This is a genomic window from Marinobacter sp. R17 (assembly GCF_003789045.1).
Taxonomy (GTDB): domain Bacteria; phylum Pseudomonadota; class Gammaproteobacteria; order Pseudomonadales; family Oleiphilaceae; genus Marinobacter_A; species Marinobacter_A mangrovi.
The window spans coordinates 52,938-70,408 of sequence record NZ_RHGZ01000011.1 but is presented as its reverse complement, the minus strand read 5'-3'; the positions used below and the strand labels follow the sequence as shown (position 1 = coordinate 70,408).

The following is a 17,471-nucleotide window of genomic DNA, read 5'->3' as shown; positions in this document are numbered from 1 at the left end:
GCCCAAGCGGATCAGGCCAATGACATCGAGTGGGTCACAGAAGCAGGCCGTCGCCCGGCTTAATGTGGCGGGATGTCGACCGGTTCAAGCAATTTCCCGGCAAGTTGCCGCAAGCGCTGCTCGGCATCCCGGCGGCCGCGGCACAATCCGGCCGATTGCAGCTTGGACCAGGACCATCCCTGCAGAACCGCCCGGCACCAGAGAGTCGCCTCAGTGTCCGCCGCCAGCGTTTCACTGACACACGGTTGCAGGGATAGCCGCATCAGCGGCAGCCGGGACAATTCGAACAGCCGGTAACCGCCGGCAAAGGCGGCCAACTCGGTCCGGTCCATAGGCATCAACGGCACCGAGGCGACCCAGTCGCGGCACAGGGCCAGCGCCAGCTCCGGCTCCAGCATCCGGAAGCTGTCGCCCAGCAACAGCGGCCAGTGTTCGGCGAACCGGGTCTGCAGGCGCAACAGCAGGTCCATACCCGCGGCCGACAGGGCCAACCCCATCTGCAGGGTGTGCTCGCCACTGCTCGCAGAGCGGTGCAAGCCCAGCCGCAGCGGATAGAGACCGGCGCGACGCCAGAACGCCAACAGGGGCGCGGTGGCTCCGAAGCTGGTGCCAAACAGGTCAAATCCCGCTTCCCGGCTGTCGTCCCGGGCAGCGGCCAGCAATCGCTGCCCAATTCCCGCCCGCCGGAGTTCGGGCACCACGGCAATTCGCACCACACGCCGGGTGTGAACGGTGGCCGCCTCCGCAAGGCCGCCGTGGCAGGCCAGCGACTGAGCCAGCAGGTGACCACGGATGCGTCGCTCGCCCCGCATCACCTGCTCCGCCAGCGCCGGGTCCAGACCACCTTCCGCGCTGGCCCACAATACCCCGACGACCGCATCGTCCAAATCGCTGCGGGCCAGCCAGCTGCGGGCGTGCGGATCGTCCAGCCACTGGCGCAGATCCGCCGGTGTGGTGCAGTAATGGGCGTCGGTCAGCAGGCCGAAGGCCTGGGCCAGGGCATTGGCATCCGCCTCGGCCGGGTGCCAGGTCTCGATGCGAATGTCCGCCTGCGGCGACAACCCGGTGGCGCTTTCGGCATCCAACAGGAACAGGCGATTGACCAGATCCTCGAACGGATCGCCCTCGCGCCAGCGAATCGGCTGCGACAGGCGCTGCGTTCGCCACTGGGGCGTGAGCCGGTCCAGCACCTCCCGGAAGCGCACGTCAAAGCCCCGGCCGGTGCCCTCATAGCCGTGGACCGTGGTGGCGAACACCACCCGCGGCCAGCCGGTCAGGATATCGGCGAGCAGCGGTGCCGGCAGACCGGCGGCTTCGTCCACCAGGACCACGCCGGCCTCGGGACGCTCCTGCAGCAACACGTCCACCGGCAGGAACTCCAGACAGTGGTCGTCCAGCCAAAGTCGGTGGCCGTCCCGTCTGGCGCCGACCCAATGGGCCTCCGCCGCGGCAAACAGGGTCTCCACCGCCTCGAACCGGGGTGCGGTCACCAGGATGCGCGTCCACTTATCCTGCAGCAATTGCGCTGCGGCCCGCCCCAGGGCGGTGGACTTGCCCCGCCCCCGATCGGCCCGGATCACCAGCGGACGCCGACGGCGACCTGTCCCGGTCTGGAGGATGGCGTCGATCGCGGCCGACTGATCCGGCGTATCGGTGGGCTGGAACGACGCGCCAGCGGCGTCCATGTCGAGTTGCCCGATGACCTCGCCCGAAGCGCACAGCCGCACCACGGCCGGGTGGGCTTCCAGGACGCCCGCCAAGCGGGCAAGGAAGGGATGCCGGTCAATGTCGGCCAACCCGGTGCGGGCATAATCCGGGTCATCGAAGCGCCCCCACTCGGCCAGTGGCGGCATCAGCCAGACCAGCAGGGCGCCGGCAGCGAGCGTGCCCATCAGGGCCGCCAGGTCGTCCGGCGGATTACCGGCGCAGCCATCCCAGATCACCAGATCCAGCTCACGACCCAGCCATTCGTGCGCCTTGGTTGGTCGAATGGCCGGAGGATATATCCCAGTTGGCGAGGGCGAGGAGCCCACCCAAAGGCACCGCGCCGGATCCGCCGACTGGCAGAGCGCCAAGGCGTACTCGACCGCCCCCGTGGCGTGAGCCTCCACCAACAGCAGGCGGCGTTCACCGGCACGGCGCAGGGCAGCTTGCCACTTGCCTATCCGGTCGGCAGCCGGCCAGCCAACAGGCACGGTCACAGCAGCAGGCACCGGATTAGCTCAGGTCCACCGCATGCTGTTTGAGGGCATCCAGGTCGCAGTGTTCGAGCGCGGCCTGGTGCGTCGCGAGCAACCGGACCCGGGGCGCCTTGCCGGCCTCGTACGCTTCGGTCCAACGACCGGCGCACAGGCACCAGGCGTCGCCGTCGCGAAGACCGGGAAAACCGAACTCCGGGCGCGGCGTGGACAGGTCGTTGCCCTTAAGGCGCGAGAATTCGAGGAAATCGTCGGTGACCACCGCGCAGACGGCATGCACGCCCAGGTCATCCGGCCCGACATTGCAGCAACCGTCCCGGTAGAAGCCGGTCTGGGGATCGTAACCGCAATCGGCCAGCGGCTGGCCCAACACGTTGAGGGCGTCTTTTTGGGTCTGTGCCATGGTGTCTCTCCTGCGGCCCCGGAATCCGGGGCCTCTGTGCGATTCATGAGGCAAACCATTATGGATGAGTGACCGGGACCATGCCAGAATAGCGCCCATGCCAACAGCCCTCCCCCCGCACCTGACCGACGAACAGCACGCCATCATCACCGCCGGCTATGAGCACGCCCTCATTACCGCCGTGGCGGGCAGCGGCAAGACCACCACCCTGGCCTGGCGCATCCGCTACCTGCTGGAACAGGGCCATGATCCCACCCGCATGCTGGTGCTGATGTTCAACCGCAGCGCCCGGGACGATTTCCAGAAGAAACTGCAATCGGTCGCCGGCGACACCGGGCTGGGACTGCCGGAGATCCGCACCTACCACGCCATGGGCTACCGCCTGTACAAACGCTTCGTGCGGGAGGGCTACCTGCCGGATTTCGTCGCCGACATCCTCAGCGACCAGGAGATCAACTTCCAGGTCTGGATGCTGACCCGCCAGCTGGCGCCGGAAGCCCTGCAGGACGAAATCAAGCGCGCCAAGAAGGACTACGTGGAAACCGCCACCCACTTCATCGATCTGGTGAAGACCACCCTGTCGCCGGTGGAAATCGTGTTCGAGCAGATGGGCTACGGCACCAAACACCGCTACCTGATCGACCTGTTCCACGGCTTCGAACAGTGGCGCAAGCGCAACGCCCGCATCAGCTACGCCGACATGCTCTATGAGCCGGTCATGGCGATCCACCAGAACCCGCCGCTGCAGCGCCTCGTCGCCAACAAGATGGATCTGGTGATGGTGGACGAATACCAGGACACCAACGAGATCCAGCACCTGCTGCTGCGCTACATCGCCGGCGAGCGGGCGCGGGTGACCGTGGTGGGCGACCCGGACCAGACCATCTACGAATTCCGCGGCGCCCAGCCGGACTTCATCCTGAGCCGCTTCAGCGAGGAGTTTGAAAGCCCACTGGAACAGACCCTCAGCTACACCTTCCGCTACGGGCACCGTGTCGCGCTGCTGGCCAATCACCTGATCAGCCACAACACCGGGCGTAAGGACGTGCTCTGCCACGCCCACCCGTCCACGCCGGCCACCGATATCCAGCTGCACCGGGCCAACGAGGACAGCGACGTCATCCTTAAGCTGGTGGAAGCCCATCGGGACGGCGGCCAGCCGCTGGAATCGGTAGCCGTGCTGTTCCGGGTGTGGAGCCAGAGCGTGCCGATCGAGCTGCGCCTGCTGGCCCGGCAGATTCCCTATCGCATCGACAGCAACAAGGGCGCGCTGTTTACCCGAGAGGTGGAAGCCATCACCCACCTGATGCGGGTCTGCGCCGGCCAGTTGCCGATACTGGCCGAACCGGATCGCCTGGAAGCGGCCCGTAGCCTGCTGCGTTTTCCCCACGTGGGTCTCAAGGAAGCGGAACTGCAGAACCTCGCGCAGCTGCTGGCCCGGTTTGACCGGGACTGGGGCGCCCGCCTGCTGGATCTGGATTTCGACGCGCTGGGGCCGATGCCGGCGCGCAAACTGAAGAAACTGGGGCGCTGCCTGCTGGACCTGGATGGTTTCAACGGCCCGGCTGGGGACCTGATCGACCGCTACGCCGACGACACTGAGTTGTTCGAAGGCATTCGCAGCCTGGCCATGACCCACGAGTCCGCCGACGAACGCATCGACACCGTGCGCGGCTTCCAGGCCTACATCCGGGGTCTCGACGTGGGCGCCGGCGAGGCCCTGGCGCACCTGGATACCCTGCGCCAGCAGGCCCGCCAGCCCGGCCGCGGCGGCATCCAGTTGTCCACCATGCACCGCACCAAGGGACTGGAGTGGCCGGTGGTGATCATCCCCGGCCTGCAGGAGAAATACCTGCCCTACACCGCCCGCCAGACCGAGGACATCCGCAGTCTGGTGGAGAGCGAACGGCGCCTGCTCTACGTCGCCCTGACCCGCACCCGCCATGCCCTGCACCTGATCTCCCGGCGCGAGAGCGACACTCCGCACCTGGACGGCGACCAGGGACCGAGCCGCTTCCTCCACGAACTCTGCTTTCCCGCCTCCGCCGACCTGGGCAGCCAATTGGACACCCGGCCGGAACCGGGCACCACCCTGCGCCTGGAAAAACCGCCCACCACCGTCATCCAGCGCTATGCCGACCGTGCCCAGGTCGAACTGGACGCCCCGGAAACCGGCCAGGACAGCGAGGGCGTCGGCCCTGTCTGGACCGAATCCCGCCTGATCCACGCGGTGATGGGCCCTGGTCGGGTCACCGACGAGTCCGGCAGCGCTTTCGACGTGGCCTTCGACAGCGGCGAAACCCTCACCTTCAGCAAGAAGAGCGCCCACCTCTATTTTCGCCGGCCGACCGCCTCCTGAGGCGGTTCGGCCCTCGCAACCAGACGCCTCCAAACGGGCCACAAACATGTCCATTCAGCAATGTTGGCGTCAAAACCCTACCCTTTATGAATCCCGTCACTAAAATTACGCGTAAAGGCAAGGACATGAAGCCTGCTGCGGCGATCCAAGCCACAACAAAATAAAGCAGCAAAAAATGACGAAGTAATAAACGATAGGAAACGAACAGGAGGTTCACATGACCCGCAACCGACTTCTGGCTACTGCGGCTCTGCTTTCAGCCATCACAACGCCCGCACTGGCGGACGAACAGAAAGTCTACGTTAATCCCTTCATTGGTTTTCAATACTTTGACGACGATCGCAACCTGAGCGAAACCGACACCTATGGGGTCGGACTGGAATATCGTTTCCTGCCTCGCTGGGCTGTTGAAGGCGTCTGGAACCGGGGCGATGCCGACCGCAAACACGCGCCGGGCAGCAGTGATTTCCAGGACTACCGCCTGGACGGTCTATACTACTTCGCCGATCCGGACGAGAAGCTGAATCCGTACGTGGCCACGGGCGCCGGCCATACCGACTTTGACAGTCTGGGCGGCGGCATCGACGGCGAAACCCGGCTCAACGTCGGCGGCGGCCTGCGCTATAACCTCACGGACGTGGTGTCCCTGCGCGGTGATCTGCGCGAGTACTACAGTCTGGACGAAGATGCCTTCGACACCCTGGCCAGTGTCGGCATGAGTTTTGGTTTTGGCTTCGGCAGCAAGGAAGCGCCGGCACCGCAAGACAGCGATAACGACGGCGTGACCGACGACGCCGACCAGTGTCCGGGCACACCGCCGGGCGCGGCCGTCGACGCCAACGGCTGTGAGCCGGATGCCGACAACGACGGTGTGGTCGACAGCCAGGACCAGTGCCCCAACACGCCAGCCGGCGCCGACGTCGACAGCCGCGGCTGTGAGTTGGACAGCGACAACGACGGCGTGGTCAACAGCATGGACCAGTGCCCGAACACGACAGCGGGGGCTGAAGTGGACGAGAAAGGCTGTGAAGGGGTGATGGAAGAGGTCCAGACCTTCACGCTGAACATCCAGTTCCCCACCAACAGCTCGGTAATCGGCGATCGTTATGACGACGATCTGCGCCGGGTGGCCGACTTCCTAGAAGCGCATCCGAACACGGTCGTGGAAGTGGGCGGTCATACCGACAACACCGGCAAGGCCAGCTACAATGAGTTCCTGTCCCAGCGTCGCGCGGAATCCGTGGCCAACCGGCTGACCGGCACACTGGGCGTGGATCCGGACCGGGTCAGCGCGCGAGGTTACGGTGAGTCCGACCCGGTGGCGAGTAACGACACTGCGGCCGGTCGTGCCGAAAACCGCCGGGTGGAAGCCAAGATCCAGATCGAGCGGTAATCGGTGAAGTCCCGCCCCGGGGATGGCCAGCGCCGTCCCCGGGGCGATTGCAGACGGGCGGGCAGCGCCCGGAGGATGTTGTCATGCGCTTAACCGCCCTGTTCCTTCTCGGCTGCCTGCTTGCCCCGTCGGCGTTTGCCGAGGTCTACAAATGCGCCGATGCCAACGGCGTGCGTTATTCCGATACCCCCTGCGGCGACAACCCCGAAACCCTCACCTTACCGGACAACCGGATTGGCGGGCGCTTCAACAGCAACCTGCCTCCACCCCCAGAGCCCACTGAATCGACGGAGAGCGCGGCACCGGCCGAGTCCGGCGCCAGCGAGCCGGAAAGCCCCTGCCGCTATATCCCCTCCACCGACCTGCGCCGCTACATCCTGCGGGAACAGGTGGTCCGGGGCATGACCAAGGACAACGTCCGGGACGCCTTCGGCACCACACCGGAAGTCTACCCGGTGCCCCAGGAAACCTGGGTCTACAAGACAGACTATTACGGCATGCTCTACGAGCTGACTTACGTGTATTTCCGGGACGGTTGTGTGGACAGGGTCGTTTATCGCAAACCTTGACCGGACGCCGTCGACCGCTCCAGCCGGGCATCCAGCAGCAGGTTACGGGGCGTGAGGTGGCGCTCGCAGAAAGTGCCCAGAGTCACCGTGTAGCCCTGTTCTTCCAGATACAGCGCGTAATCCAGTACCAGCCAGAGCTCCAGTGGCCGCCGGAACAGGTGGCGTAGCAGCTCATGGCGCCGCACCTGCCCCTGCCGACGTTGGCCGACCGTAAGCCAGTGATCGAAATCCGTGTCCGCTGGCAGCGCCAGGCCTTTGCGTTCGGCCGCCCATCGGCAGAAGGCCGCAAAGCCGTCGTCATTCAAATGGGTCGGATGGGAGGGCACCGGCAGGTAACTGTCTTCACCGCGCACGTGCCTTTGCAGGGCGTCGAAGCCCAGTCGCCAGATCTGGGTGTGGCGGGTCTGGCGCCGTACGCGGGCCGGCGCCGTCACGGTTTCCCGGACCGCCAGGCGCAGGGCTTCCCGGGACAAACCGGTCAATCGCCGCTCATCCGCCACCCGCCGGGACAGGGGCTGATGCCGGGTCTGCCGGGTCAGGTGAAAGCAGCAGGGCGACAGGCTCAGCCGCGGCCATCGATGGCGCGCGCCCTCGGCGATCAGGCGCCGATGCAGATCGCCGCAGGCGTGCAGGGCGACGCCGTGGTAGACCGGCGACCAGGGCAAATCCGGGTCCAGCACATTCCGCGTCACCAGCGTCACCGGATCCCCGTAGCGCTCGGCCAGAGCATTGCCGTCGGCCACCAGCGCAGCATCCCACTCATAGCCGGCCAGCGGTGCCCTGGCGGTCGGCGCCAGGGTCCGCGCCAGGTGGCCCTTGCCGCAGCACCAGTCGAGTATCGGGTGTTCCAGCGGTTGCACGGCGGCCGCAAAGGCGCCGGCCTGCAGCCGCTTGCGGCCGGGCATGTCCACCGCCCGGGTTTCCGGCAGGGCCAGCGACTCGCCCGACAAGTCCGGCAGCTCCAGCAAGGCCTGGCGCCGGGTGATCGCCGGCAGCCAGGTCGAGAGCCGCGCGACCAGACATTCGGGATCGGCTTCGTAGGCGTCGACGTCGGGGTCAGGCCGTTCCTCGAGAAACGCCGCCATATCCGGATACCGGCGGCACCAGTCGGGCGCCGGTGAACTGAAGGGGGCCGGTTGCCAGAGATCGGCGTGATCGGTCAGCCAGCGGTCGAGCGCCGACCAGCGCTCGGCCCAGTCGTGGCTTTGTTGGGCGGGAGCCTTCATCGTGGTTCAGCGGTCATCGGTTTTGCGATCGGCATGGCCCAGTGGGCGCTCTGGCGCCACGACGTCGCGGACCGCCTGCTTGAGCTCGGTGATGTCGGGAAAGCGGCCGGCCGCCTTGCGCGACCAGACCGTCTGGTCGTCCGCCCGGACTTCGAACACGCCGCCCGTGCCCGGCTTCAGGACCAGCTCGCCAATCTCATCTTCGAAGGTGGTCAGCAGTTCCTGCGCCATCCAGGCGGCGCGCAGCAGCCAGCGACATTGGGTGCAGTAGTGGATTTCGACGCGACTGGGCATAACGGTGATTCCGGGTCATCAGTACGGGGTGAGCCGCTATTGTCGCCCGTCGGACACCGGCTTGACCACCGGCTGCAACAGACCGTCGGCCGGCAAGCTGGCAATCAGGTCATCCACCGGCAAGGGGCGGCTGAACAGGAAGCCCTGACCGACCATGGCGCCCATCCCCATCAGGCAGCTCAATTCCAGATCGTTCTCGATGCCTTCCACCACCACCGTCAGTCTCAGCCGTTCACACAGGGAAATGATCATTTCCAGGATGGCTCGCTTTTCAGGATCCCGGTCCAGTCCGGAAACCAGTGAGCGATCGATCTTGAGGTAGTCCAGGGGCAGATTGCGGAGATACGCCAGGGAGGAATAGCCCGAGCCGAAATCGTCCAGTGCCACACCGATGCCGCCGTCGCGCAGTTCGTTCATCAGTTTGACCGCCACCCGGGAATCCGCCATCACCGCCGTTTCGGTCATCTCCACCTTGAAGCGAGCCGGCGACATGCCCGCCTCCGACAGCCGCCGCAGCAGGCTTTCGGCGAGATGGGGATCGTGCAGCTGGACCGGCGACAGGTTGACGCCCAGATTGAAGTCATTGCCGTAGACCTCGACCAGCCTCGGGTCGTTGAACAGGGGAATCACCTGGTCCAGCAACCGCTCGCTCAATTCCCGGATCAGTCCGGTTTCTTCCGCCACCGGAATGAACTGGTCCGGGGGAATGATGCCGCGCTCCGGATGGCGGATCCGGGCCAGGACTTCAAAGCCACTCAGCCGCCCGGCCTGCAGATTGACCAGGGGCTGCAGGAAAGGCTCCACCCAGCCCAGACGCAAGGCATTACGCAGCAACTGTTCGGTTTCCAGGCGATCGAGATTCTCCCGGCTCATGCTGTCGTGATAGCGCAGGCAGGACCCGCTTCCCTGCTGGCGGGCCTTGCGCATCAGGGTACGGGTCGCCTGCAGCACCGCATCGGCCGATTCCAGGCGGGTTTCGCGCACCGGCATCAGGCCGACCACACCGCTGAGCCAGACGCTGCGTTTCTCCACATGGAATACCCGGTCGAAGGCCCGCTGGACATCGCCGGCACGGTCCAGGCCTGCGTTCGGGTCGGGGCTGTTGATCAGGATGGCGGTGGTACTGTCGGACAGACTGGCGATCAGTTCGCCATTGCGCACACACTCCTCCATACGCCGACGCAACTCCCCCGCCAGGATCCCGCTTTCCCGGCCGTTCAGGGTCTCGCGCACCAGGGCGTAATTGGGCAGGGCCAGCACCACCAGGTCCAGGTGGCCGGACTGCTGAGCGCGCATGCGTTCATCAAGGATGGTTTCCAGATACTGGCTGTTGGGAAAGCCGGTGACGGGATTAATGAATTTCTGCAGGGTCACGTCCGCCTGGGTGCCGGAGATCATGCGGGCAACGCCGGTTTGCGGATCGTGGTCACAGATCCCGCGGGCCACCATCCAGCGGTAGCCACCGCGGCCATTGGATAACCGGAACTCGGCCCGGAAGCGGGCCGTCAGGCCGTTGATGTGATCGTGCAGGGCCTGCCGGAAATCGGATCGGTCGGCGGGATGGATCATGTCGATCCAGACGTCCGGTTCACACCGCGCACCCAGACTGGGGCGGCCGCACTGCACCAGCCAGCGCTGGGACACCTGGATGCTGTCGGTCTCCAGGTCCCATTCCCAGACGCCGTCGTTGGCGCCTTCAATCACCAGATCCAGTCGCCGGGTTCGTTCGGCTACCCGCTCCTCCAGTTCGTCCCGGGTTCGCTCCAGCGCCTCCAGGTTGCGCCGGACCGATTCGAGTACGAAATTGGACAGCACGGACAGCTTCTGCACATCCAGGTCGTCCGACCCGGAGTTCACATGAAAGTCGAATCGCCCGTCGATCGCCTGGCACAGCTGGTCGGCAATCGCGTTGATTTCCTCACGCAGGCGCTTTTCCGAGTCAGTCAATGGCGGTCTCCGTGCGCAGGCAGAAGGTGCAGACCGGATCCCCCCGTTTCTGACAGGTCCGGACACTCAACTCGCCGGCCTCGCCGTATTCCTGCAACAATCGATCGAAGAGCGCCTCATACAGGCCGCACAGGCGATTGGGTGAGCCGTAGGTGACCACCAGATCCTCGCCCTCACGGCGAATGGCAAACTTGTCGCGCACCCGCTCACGACTGGCTTCGTTGCGCAGGCTGGACGCCAAGGTGTCATGAACGCGGGGCTGGCGTTCCAGAAAATCCCGCGCCGTTGGGGACATCCTGTAGAACATGGGAAACAGCCGACGCGATTCAACAATGAACGCATCGGCGTAGAGGCGATACAGGGCCTCCTCGTCCAGGCCGAAAACGGCCTGGGTCGCCTCGATCAGACGCAGGCACTCATCATCCGGATAATCCGTATCGATCCGGAAATCCGGCACGTCTGCCAATCCGGCCCGGCGTGTGACGTCTGCGAGCGCTTTGGCCCCACCCTCGCGCTCAACCAGTTCCAATAAAATCTTCTGGATCAATCCAATCATACGGCTCGCTGCTCAACGACGGCACCCCAAAGGTGCCTGAATAGCCCGGGCGCCGGGTCACCGGTCCGGAATCACAGTTTAGGCCAGCGCCTCCGGCTTTGCCGAATAATTCAGGCCATACCATCGGTTGACTATACGCTGGCGCTTGCCCCTCCCGATCAACCTGTTTATGCTCGACGCGTCGGTTTCCTCCGGGAATTAATAGGGAATTCGCCGCGGCCACGGCCGCGAACCGAAACTGCCCCCGCAACTGTAGGCGGCGAGCGACGTCCAATCACCAAGCCACTGGGATCCCCCGGGAAGGCAGGACGCGCCACGACCCGTCAGTCAGGAGACCTGCCGACCATCCGATTCACGACGCCGGGCGGGGTGCCCCGGGGAAAGGAAGGACCATTCCCATCATACGGATTCCTTTACAGCTTCCTGAACCCTCTTGCTATCGGCCGTGAAACCTTATTGTTATGTTATAACATAACCATTATAGTCGCTGCGCTTCGATAGCGATCCCAGGAGGTCACGTCATGTTGGTCACATTCCGTCTCACTGCTCCAGGGCGGTTCCCGTTCTGGCGACTCGTCCGCCGGTCCCTGCCGGTCCTGCTTACACTGACCGCGACCAACGCCGCGGCGGACCCGACCGCTTACCCATTGACGCTGGATAACTGCGGTCGGGAGATTCGCTTCGACGCCGCCCCGGAGTACACCGTCACCATCGGCCAGTCCGCCACCGAAACGCTCTACGCCCTGGGACTGGGCAATCGGGTGGCCGGCACGTCGGTCTGGTTCACCCCGGTACTGCCCCAGTTCAGGGCCATCAACGACCGGGTACCGCGCCTCGCCGACAACGACCCGAGCTTCGAGGCGGTGGTCAACAAACACCCGGACCTGGTGACCGTGCAATACGAATGGCACGTGGGCCCGACCGGTTCGGTGGGCACCCGCCAGCAATTCGCCGACCTGGGTATCGCCACTTACATCCTGCCGGCGGACTGCGACACCAAGGACAACGCCACCGGCGGTGATGGCACGCGGGTCGCCGCCTTCTCCACGCAGTCCATCTACAAGGGCATCCGCCAGCTTGCCACGATCTTTGACGTGCAGGACGCCGGGGAGGACCTGATCACCGACCTGAAAGGCCGGGAAACCCGGGCCATCGAACGCGCCCATGGGCTGGACCTGCCAAAAGACCTGTCCGCGGTCTTCTGGTTTTCGTCCACCGACCTGGCCGCGGCTCCCTTCGTCGCCGGTCGTCTGGGCGCGCCGGGCTACATGATGGACAAACTCGGCATCCGCAACGTGGTCGAGTCCGATGAGGAATGGCCAACCGTCGGCTGGGAGACCATTGCCCGGGCCGACCCGGACCTGATCGTGATCGCGCAGATGGACCGTCGCCGCTACCCGGCCGACGACATCCGGAAGAAGCTCGATTTCCTGCACAACGACCCCGTCGCCAGCCAGATGACCGCGGTGCGGGAAGGCCACATCGTACCGATGGACGCCCACGCCATGAGCGCCACCCTGCGCACGATCTTTGGCCTCGACTCCCTGTCGGACGCCCTGGCCGGAATGAGCTTCGACCGATGAGCCGCGTCATATCCCTGCCGGTGCCGGTGGCGCCGCGCCTGCACTGGCTGTGGCTGACCCCGCTGGTGCTGGCGATCGCCCTGGTGGCCGGCACCGCCATCGGCGAGACGCGGATTCCCGTGGACACCATTCTCAAAGTGCTGGCCAACCGCCTGTGGGATGCCGGTTACCCGGTTGACCGCATCGATGCCGGCATCGTCTGGAGCTACCGGCTCAGCCGCGCCATCGTCGCCGCCTGCTGCGGCGCCGGGCTGGCACTGACCGGGGTGGTACTGCAGGCGCTGCTGCGCAATGCGTTGGCGGATCCGTTTCTCATGGGGCTTTCGGCCGGGGCGTCGACCGGGGCGGTGGCGGTCACCGTGCTGGGTTTGGGCGCGGGTGCCATCGGCCTGTCAGCGGGCGCCTTTGCCGGCGCGGCCCTGGCCTTCGGCCTGGTGGTGGTGCTGGCCCACGCCGCCAGGCGGGGCATGCAGGCGGCCGGGGCGATCATCCTGGCGGGCATTGCCGGCGCCCAGCTGTTCAACGCGTTGACGGCCTTCATGATTGCCAAGTCGGCCAGCGCCGAGCAGGCCCGGGGCATCCTGTTCTGGCTGATGGGCAGCCTGTCCGGAGTGCGTTGGGACGACGTCGCCCTGGCGGTACCAACCGCCCTGGTCGGGCTGGGGGTGTGCCTGTGGTACATGCGCGCCCTGGATGCCTTCACCTTTGGCGCAGACAGCGCCGCGTCCATGGGCGTAGCGGTGCGTCCGGTCCGGGGCGTGCTGATTGCCGTGACCGCCCTGGTAACGGCGGTGATGGTGTCGATGGTTGGCGCCATCGGCTTCGTCGGCCTGGTGATTCCCCACGCCATGCGCCTGCTGGTGGGCAGCCGCCACGCCCGGCTGGTACCGGCTTCGGCCCTGGCCGGCGCCGTGTTCCTGGTCGGTTCGGACATCCTGTCCCGCATCCTGGTGCCCGGCCAGGTGCTGCCCATCGGCGTGATCACCTCGCTGATCGGGGCACCGGCGTTCGCCCTGATCCTGGTCCGGGGAGCGGGCAAGGCATGAAACTGACCGCCGAACATCTCGGGACCCGCATCCATGGCCGCACCCTGCTGGATAACGTGAGCCTGACCATCCGGCCCGGCGAAACCTTCGCCCTGGTCGGTCCCAACGGCTCCGGCAAGTCGACCCTGTTGCGGCTACTGGCTGGCCTGCGCCGACCGGCCCGGGGCTGCGTTCGCGTGGACGGTCGCCCGCTCGCCGGACTCAGGCGGCGCACCATCGCCCGGTCGATTGCCCTGGTCGAACAACAGGCCGAGACCAGCGACCGGCTCTGCGTGCGCGATGCCGTTGCCCTGGGTCGCACGCCGTTCCTGTCGCCGCTGCGCTTCTGGACGGACGAAGACGACACCCACGTTGACCGGGCGCTGGACGACGTCGATATGCGGCCGTTTGCCGACCGGCTCTGGCACACCCTGTCCGGCGGCGAACGCCAGCGGGTCCACATCGCCCGGGCCCTGGCCCAGCAACCCCGCATCCTGCTGCTGGACGAGCCCACCAACCACCTGGATATCCAGCACCAGTTGGCCATCCTCAGCCTGGTGCGGCGGTTGCCGGTGACCGTGGTGATCGCATTGCACGACCTGAACCAGGCGATGGCGTGCGACCGCGTTGGCGTCCTGGACGCCGGTCGGTTGGTGGCATTGGGGCCGCCTGAAGACGTACTCACTCCGGAGCGACTGTGGCAGACGTTCAGGGTGCAGGCCGACAGCATCGGCGACCCGCAGGACGGGCGGCGGATCCTGCGTTTCCGGCAGGCTCCCTGATCGCCCTTGGGGTCAATCGCCGCCCAGCAGTTTCCGGTAGGCCTTGAGGGTCTTCTCGTCCTCTACTGGATAATCCGGCGCCAGGGCCTGAAGCTGTTCGTCGACCAGGGCGGCCACGATGGACCGGGCAACGGACTTGCGATCGCCGGGGATGATGAACCAGGGCGCCTCGGCTGTGTGGGTGGCGGCAATGGCCTCCCCGGCACAGGCCAGCAACTCCTCCCGGCGCTCGAAGGCTTCCACGTCGGACGGATCGAACTTCCAGCGCTTGCGCGGTTCGTCGAGGCGCTTGATCAACCGACGACGGTGTTCATCGCCGCTGAGCCGGATCCAGCATTTGATGACCGTTGTGCCTTCCCGGGCGAGATGCGTCTCGAAGCTGCGAATGGCCTCGTATCGGGCCTGCCAGTTGTAGTCCTCCGGAGCATGGATCGGCCACAGGCGCTCGGCAATCACCGCCTCGTGATGACTGCGGTTGAAGGCCGCCAATTCACCATAGGCCGGCAGCAACGGGACGACACGCCAGAGGAAGTCGTGTCGGGTTTCCGCTCCCTGCGGCCGGGCGAAGGACCAGGCGTGGAAACCGGCCGGATCCATGTAAGTCGACAGCGTCCGGATCAGGCTGTCCTTACCGCTGGCATCGAGGCCGTGGAGGACCAGCAATACCGCCCGGGACCGGTTGGCCCATAGGCGGCGCTGGTACTCGCCGATGTTCTCCAGACTGGTATCCAGGGACGGAATGTCGTCGTCCCCGACATCAGCCGGGTAATCGTGCAGTGACGGCCGGGTTGGATCGTATCGCCAGCGCTCGTTGAACGGTGTGGTCATCATGGCATGGGCCTCGTCTGCGGATTGGGAGGGGCACTGTCCAAAATGGTAGACTGCGTCAGAATTCATTCCCAGTGACGCCACAGGCAACGTTCCGCTCATGAGCAAGAAACGACGCGACATCCCCGTTTTCGAGCAGCCGATCATCGAAACCCACTGCCACCTGGACTACCTCAAGGACCGCCCTCTGGCGGAAACCCTGGCCGAGGCCCAGCGGGTGAACGTGGAGCGGGTGATCACCATTGCCGTGGCCCCGGACAACCTGGCTACCGTCCGCAAGCTGACCGGCGAGGCGGACTGGGTGTACGGTACGCAGGGCATCCACCCCCACGAGGCGGAAACCTACACCGACGCCGTCGAGGCAGAAATCCGCGAGCACGTGGGCGGTGAGAAGATGGTCGCCGTCGGCGAGATCGGCCTGGATTACTTCTACGACAACGCCGATCGCACCGTGCAGCGGGATGTGTTCCGCCGCCAGCTGCAGATTGCCTGCGACACCGATCGCCCGGTGGTGATCCACAGTCGCGAGGCCGACGACGACACCATCGAGATCCTCAAGGAGTTCGAGGGTACGCTCAAGCGCCGCGGCGTCATCCACAGCTTCACCTCCGGTCCCGGCCTGGCCCGCTACGCCCTGGATCAGGACTGGTGCCTCGGGTTCAACGGCATTTCCACCTTCAACAAGGCGGAAAACGTGCGGGACATCATCCGCATGACGCCGATCGAGCAGCTGCTGCTGGAGACGGATTCACCGTTCCTGACGCCGGTGCCCTACCGCGGCCGGGAAAATGCGCCGTTCTACATTCCGTTCGTGGCGGAGAAGATCGCCGAGGTGAAGGATCTGCCCATCGAGCAGGTGCTCACCACCACCTACGCCAACAGCCTGCGGACCTTCTTTCCGCGGGCTGACATCTGAGGACGCGCCCAATTTAACCGCATTTTACGACCGGTGCCCCATGACAGTCGTCTAGAATCATAGCGAACGGTCCTGACATTTATTGCGTTTCAGGCAATCAGGTTCCTGCATTCCAGTGGGTGAGCATGATCAAGCGGATTCCTATAAAGGCACTGAGGGTCGGTATGTACATCACCGACCTGAACAACGACTGGATTCCCCACAACAACAACCGGCGCCGCGGCGTGATTCGGCGGGACGAGACGATCGAGAAGATCAGCCGGTTGGGTGTTTACCACGTTTACATCGATACGGACAAAGGCCTGGACTCTCCCGATGCCGTGCCGGCCGCCGCCGTTGACCAGCGCAACGAAACCCTGCTCCAGCAGGCCGGTGGCCTCAAGCCACTGATGAAACCCCGCGCGGCCCTGGACGAGGAAATCGTCATCGCCAAACGCATCCATTCCGAGACCCAGAGCCTGGTCGGCAACGTGATGCAGGACGTGAAGCTGGGCAAAGCGATTGATCTGGCCCCGGTGCATGAACTGGCGGAAAACCTGCAGGGCTCGGTGTTCCGAAACGCCAACGCCATGGCGTGCCTCGGCCGGATCCGCGAGAAGGACAACTACCTGCTGGAACACTCGGTCAACCTGAGTGTGCTGATGTCGATCTTCGGCAAGGCGATGAAACACCCGCTCGATGCCCTGCAACAGACGGTGGTCGGCGCCCTGCTGCACGACATCGGCAAGATCCTGACCCCCGACGCCATCCTGCACAAGCCCGGTCGCCTCAGCCCGGACGAGTTCGAGGTGATGAAGCAGCACGCCGTGCATTCCCACGACATCCTGGCCAGCACCGAAGGCATTGGCGAGCTCACCCTGCTGACCGCAGCCCAGCATCACGAACGTATGGACCGCAGCGGCTATCCCGCCGGACTCAGGGGAAACGAAATCTCCCTTTACGGACGCATGGTGGCCATCGCCGACGTATACGACGCCATCACCGCCAACCGGGTCTATCACAAGGGCATGACGCCCACCCAGGGGCTCAAGAAACTGATGGAATGGAGCGGCGATCACCTGGACCCGGAACTGGTCCGCCAGTTCATCCGCTGTATCGGTATCTACCCGGTGGGCTCCATGGTGCTGCTGGAGAGTGGCCGGCTGGGCGTGGTCGTCGAGGCCAACGAGGACGACCAGCGCCTGCCGCTGGTGCGCCTCATGTATCACACCCGTTTCCGGATGCAGATCCCGGTGGAAACCCTCGATCTCGCAGCTCCGGGCAACCAGGACCGCATCGTCCGGGCGGTGGATCCGGCCACCTACAAGATCGATATCCGGCCTTTTATGGCCTGATCAACTGGCCAGGTCCAGGTGTTCGCCGGTCTGGGCGATCGCTCCTTCTCGGGCGATC

Annotated in this window: 15 protein-coding genes and 1 riboswitch; of the genes, 8 read left to right on the top strand and 7 right to left on the bottom strand. The window is 65.3% G+C overall.

Annotated features, from left to right (window positions below):
• Positions 1-59: 59 nt before the first annotated feature.
• A complete protein-coding gene (locus EB809_RS09920) occupies positions 60-2,201 on the bottom strand; it encodes a tRNA(Met) cytidine acetyltransferase TmcA (RefSeq protein WP_223807905.1) in 2,142 nt (713 codons plus the stop codon).
• Between the two features lie 16 nt (positions 2,202-2,217).
• Positions 2,218-2,601 carry a DUF2237 family protein gene (locus tag EB809_RS09915; RefSeq protein ID WP_123634657.1) on the bottom strand — a complete coding sequence of 128 codons (384 nt, stop codon included), beginning with the start codon at positions 2,599-2,601 and terminating at the stop codon, positions 2,218-2,220.
• A gap of 64 nt (positions 2,602-2,665) precedes the next feature.
• On the opposite strand from EB809_RS09915, the gene EB809_RS09910 reads away from it, so the two are divergent.
• The 3 genes from EB809_RS09910 to EB809_RS09900 all read left to right on the top strand — a co-directional run bounded on the left by EB809_RS09910 (position 2,666) and on the right by EB809_RS09900 (position 6,922).
• The gene (locus EB809_RS09910; protein WP_411711065.1) at positions 2,666-4,960 is read left to right on the top strand and encodes an ATP-dependent helicase; all 2,295 of its coding nucleotides are present in this window, start codon (positions 2,666-2,668) and stop codon (positions 4,958-4,960) included.
• 217 nt (positions 4,961-5,177) lie between these two features.
• A complete protein-coding gene (locus EB809_RS09905; RefSeq protein WP_123634655.1) occupies positions 5,178-6,353 on the top strand; it encodes an OmpA family protein in 1,176 nt (391 codons plus the stop codon).
• A gap of 83 nt (positions 6,354-6,436) precedes the next feature.
• Entirely contained in the window at positions 6,437-6,922 is a 486-nt protein-coding gene (locus EB809_RS09900; RefSeq protein ID WP_123634654.1) for a DUF4124 domain-containing protein, read from the top strand.
• Here EB809_RS09900 and EB809_RS09895 read toward each other — a convergent pair.
• From EB809_RS09895 to EB809_RS09880, 4 genes are read right to left on the bottom strand one after another with little or no spacing between them, the layout of a single operon-like run.
• Positions 6,907-8,148, bottom strand: coding sequence for a methyltransferase (locus EB809_RS09895; RefSeq protein ID WP_123634653.1), 1,242 nt, complete (start codon positions 8,146-8,148; stop codon positions 6,907-6,909). The two genes, EB809_RS09900 and EB809_RS09895, sit on opposite strands and share 16 nt — an antisense overlap.
• A 6-nt stretch (positions 8,149-8,154) precedes the next feature.
• Positions 8,155-8,442 carry a SelT/SelW/SelH family protein gene (locus EB809_RS09890; RefSeq protein ID WP_123634652.1) on the bottom strand — a complete coding sequence of 96 codons (288 nt, stop codon included), beginning with the start codon at positions 8,440-8,442 and terminating at the stop codon, positions 8,155-8,157.
• Positions 8,443-8,478: 36 nt separating this feature from the next.
• Positions 8,479-10,389: a putative bifunctional diguanylate cyclase/phosphodiesterase gene (locus EB809_RS09885; RefSeq protein ID WP_123634651.1), complete on the bottom strand. Its 1,911-nt coding sequence runs from the start codon at positions 10,387-10,389 to the stop codon at positions 8,479-8,481.
• Positions 10,382-10,945: a heme NO-binding domain-containing protein gene (locus tag EB809_RS09880; protein WP_123634650.1), complete on the bottom strand. Its 564-nt coding sequence runs from the start codon at positions 10,943-10,945 to the stop codon at positions 10,382-10,384. Before EB809_RS09880 ends, EB809_RS09885 begins: the two co-directional genes overlap by 8 nt.
• Before the next feature lie 165 nt (positions 10,946-11,110).
• Positions 11,111-11,304, top strand: a riboswitch (cobalamin riboswitch).
• Between the two features lie 162 nt (positions 11,305-11,466).
• Between EB809_RS09880 and EB809_RS09875 the strand changes: the two genes are divergently transcribed.
• From EB809_RS09875 to EB809_RS09865, 3 genes are read left to right on the top strand one after another with little or no spacing between them, the layout of a single operon-like run.
• Complete coding sequence (locus EB809_RS09875; RefSeq protein ID WP_123634649.1) at positions 11,467-12,528, top strand: ABC transporter substrate-binding protein; 1,062 nt, start codon at positions 11,467-11,469, stop codon at positions 12,526-12,528.
• Positions 12,525-13,574, top strand: a complete 1,050-nt coding sequence (locus EB809_RS09870; RefSeq protein WP_123634648.1) for a FecCD family ABC transporter permease — start codon at positions 12,525-12,527, stop codon at positions 13,572-13,574. Before EB809_RS09875 ends, EB809_RS09870 begins: the two co-directional genes overlap by 4 nt.
• Positions 13,571-14,335, top strand: coding sequence for an ABC transporter ATP-binding protein (locus EB809_RS09865; RefSeq protein WP_123634647.1), 765 nt, complete (start codon positions 13,571-13,573; stop codon positions 14,333-14,335). Before EB809_RS09870 ends, EB809_RS09865 begins: the two co-directional genes overlap by 4 nt.
• Before the next feature lie 12 nt (positions 14,336-14,347).
• Here EB809_RS09865 and EB809_RS09860 read toward each other — a convergent pair whose 3' ends face one another.
• A complete protein-coding gene (locus EB809_RS09860) occupies positions 14,348-15,232 on the bottom strand; it encodes a polyphosphate kinase (RefSeq protein WP_223807904.1) in 885 nt (294 codons plus the stop codon).
• Positions 15,233-15,263: 31 nt separating this feature from the next.
• Here EB809_RS09860 and EB809_RS09855 point away from each other — a divergent pair, with 31 nt between their 5' ends.
• A complete protein-coding gene (locus EB809_RS09855; RefSeq protein ID WP_123634645.1) occupies positions 15,264-16,079 on the top strand; it encodes a TatD family hydrolase in 816 nt (271 codons plus the stop codon).
• A gap of 125 nt (positions 16,080-16,204) precedes the next feature.
• Positions 16,205-17,413, top strand: a complete 1,209-nt coding sequence (locus EB809_RS09850; RefSeq protein ID WP_123634644.1) for an HD-GYP domain-containing protein — start codon at positions 16,205-16,207, stop codon at positions 17,411-17,413.
• Positions 17,414-17,471: the final 58 nt, after the last annotated feature.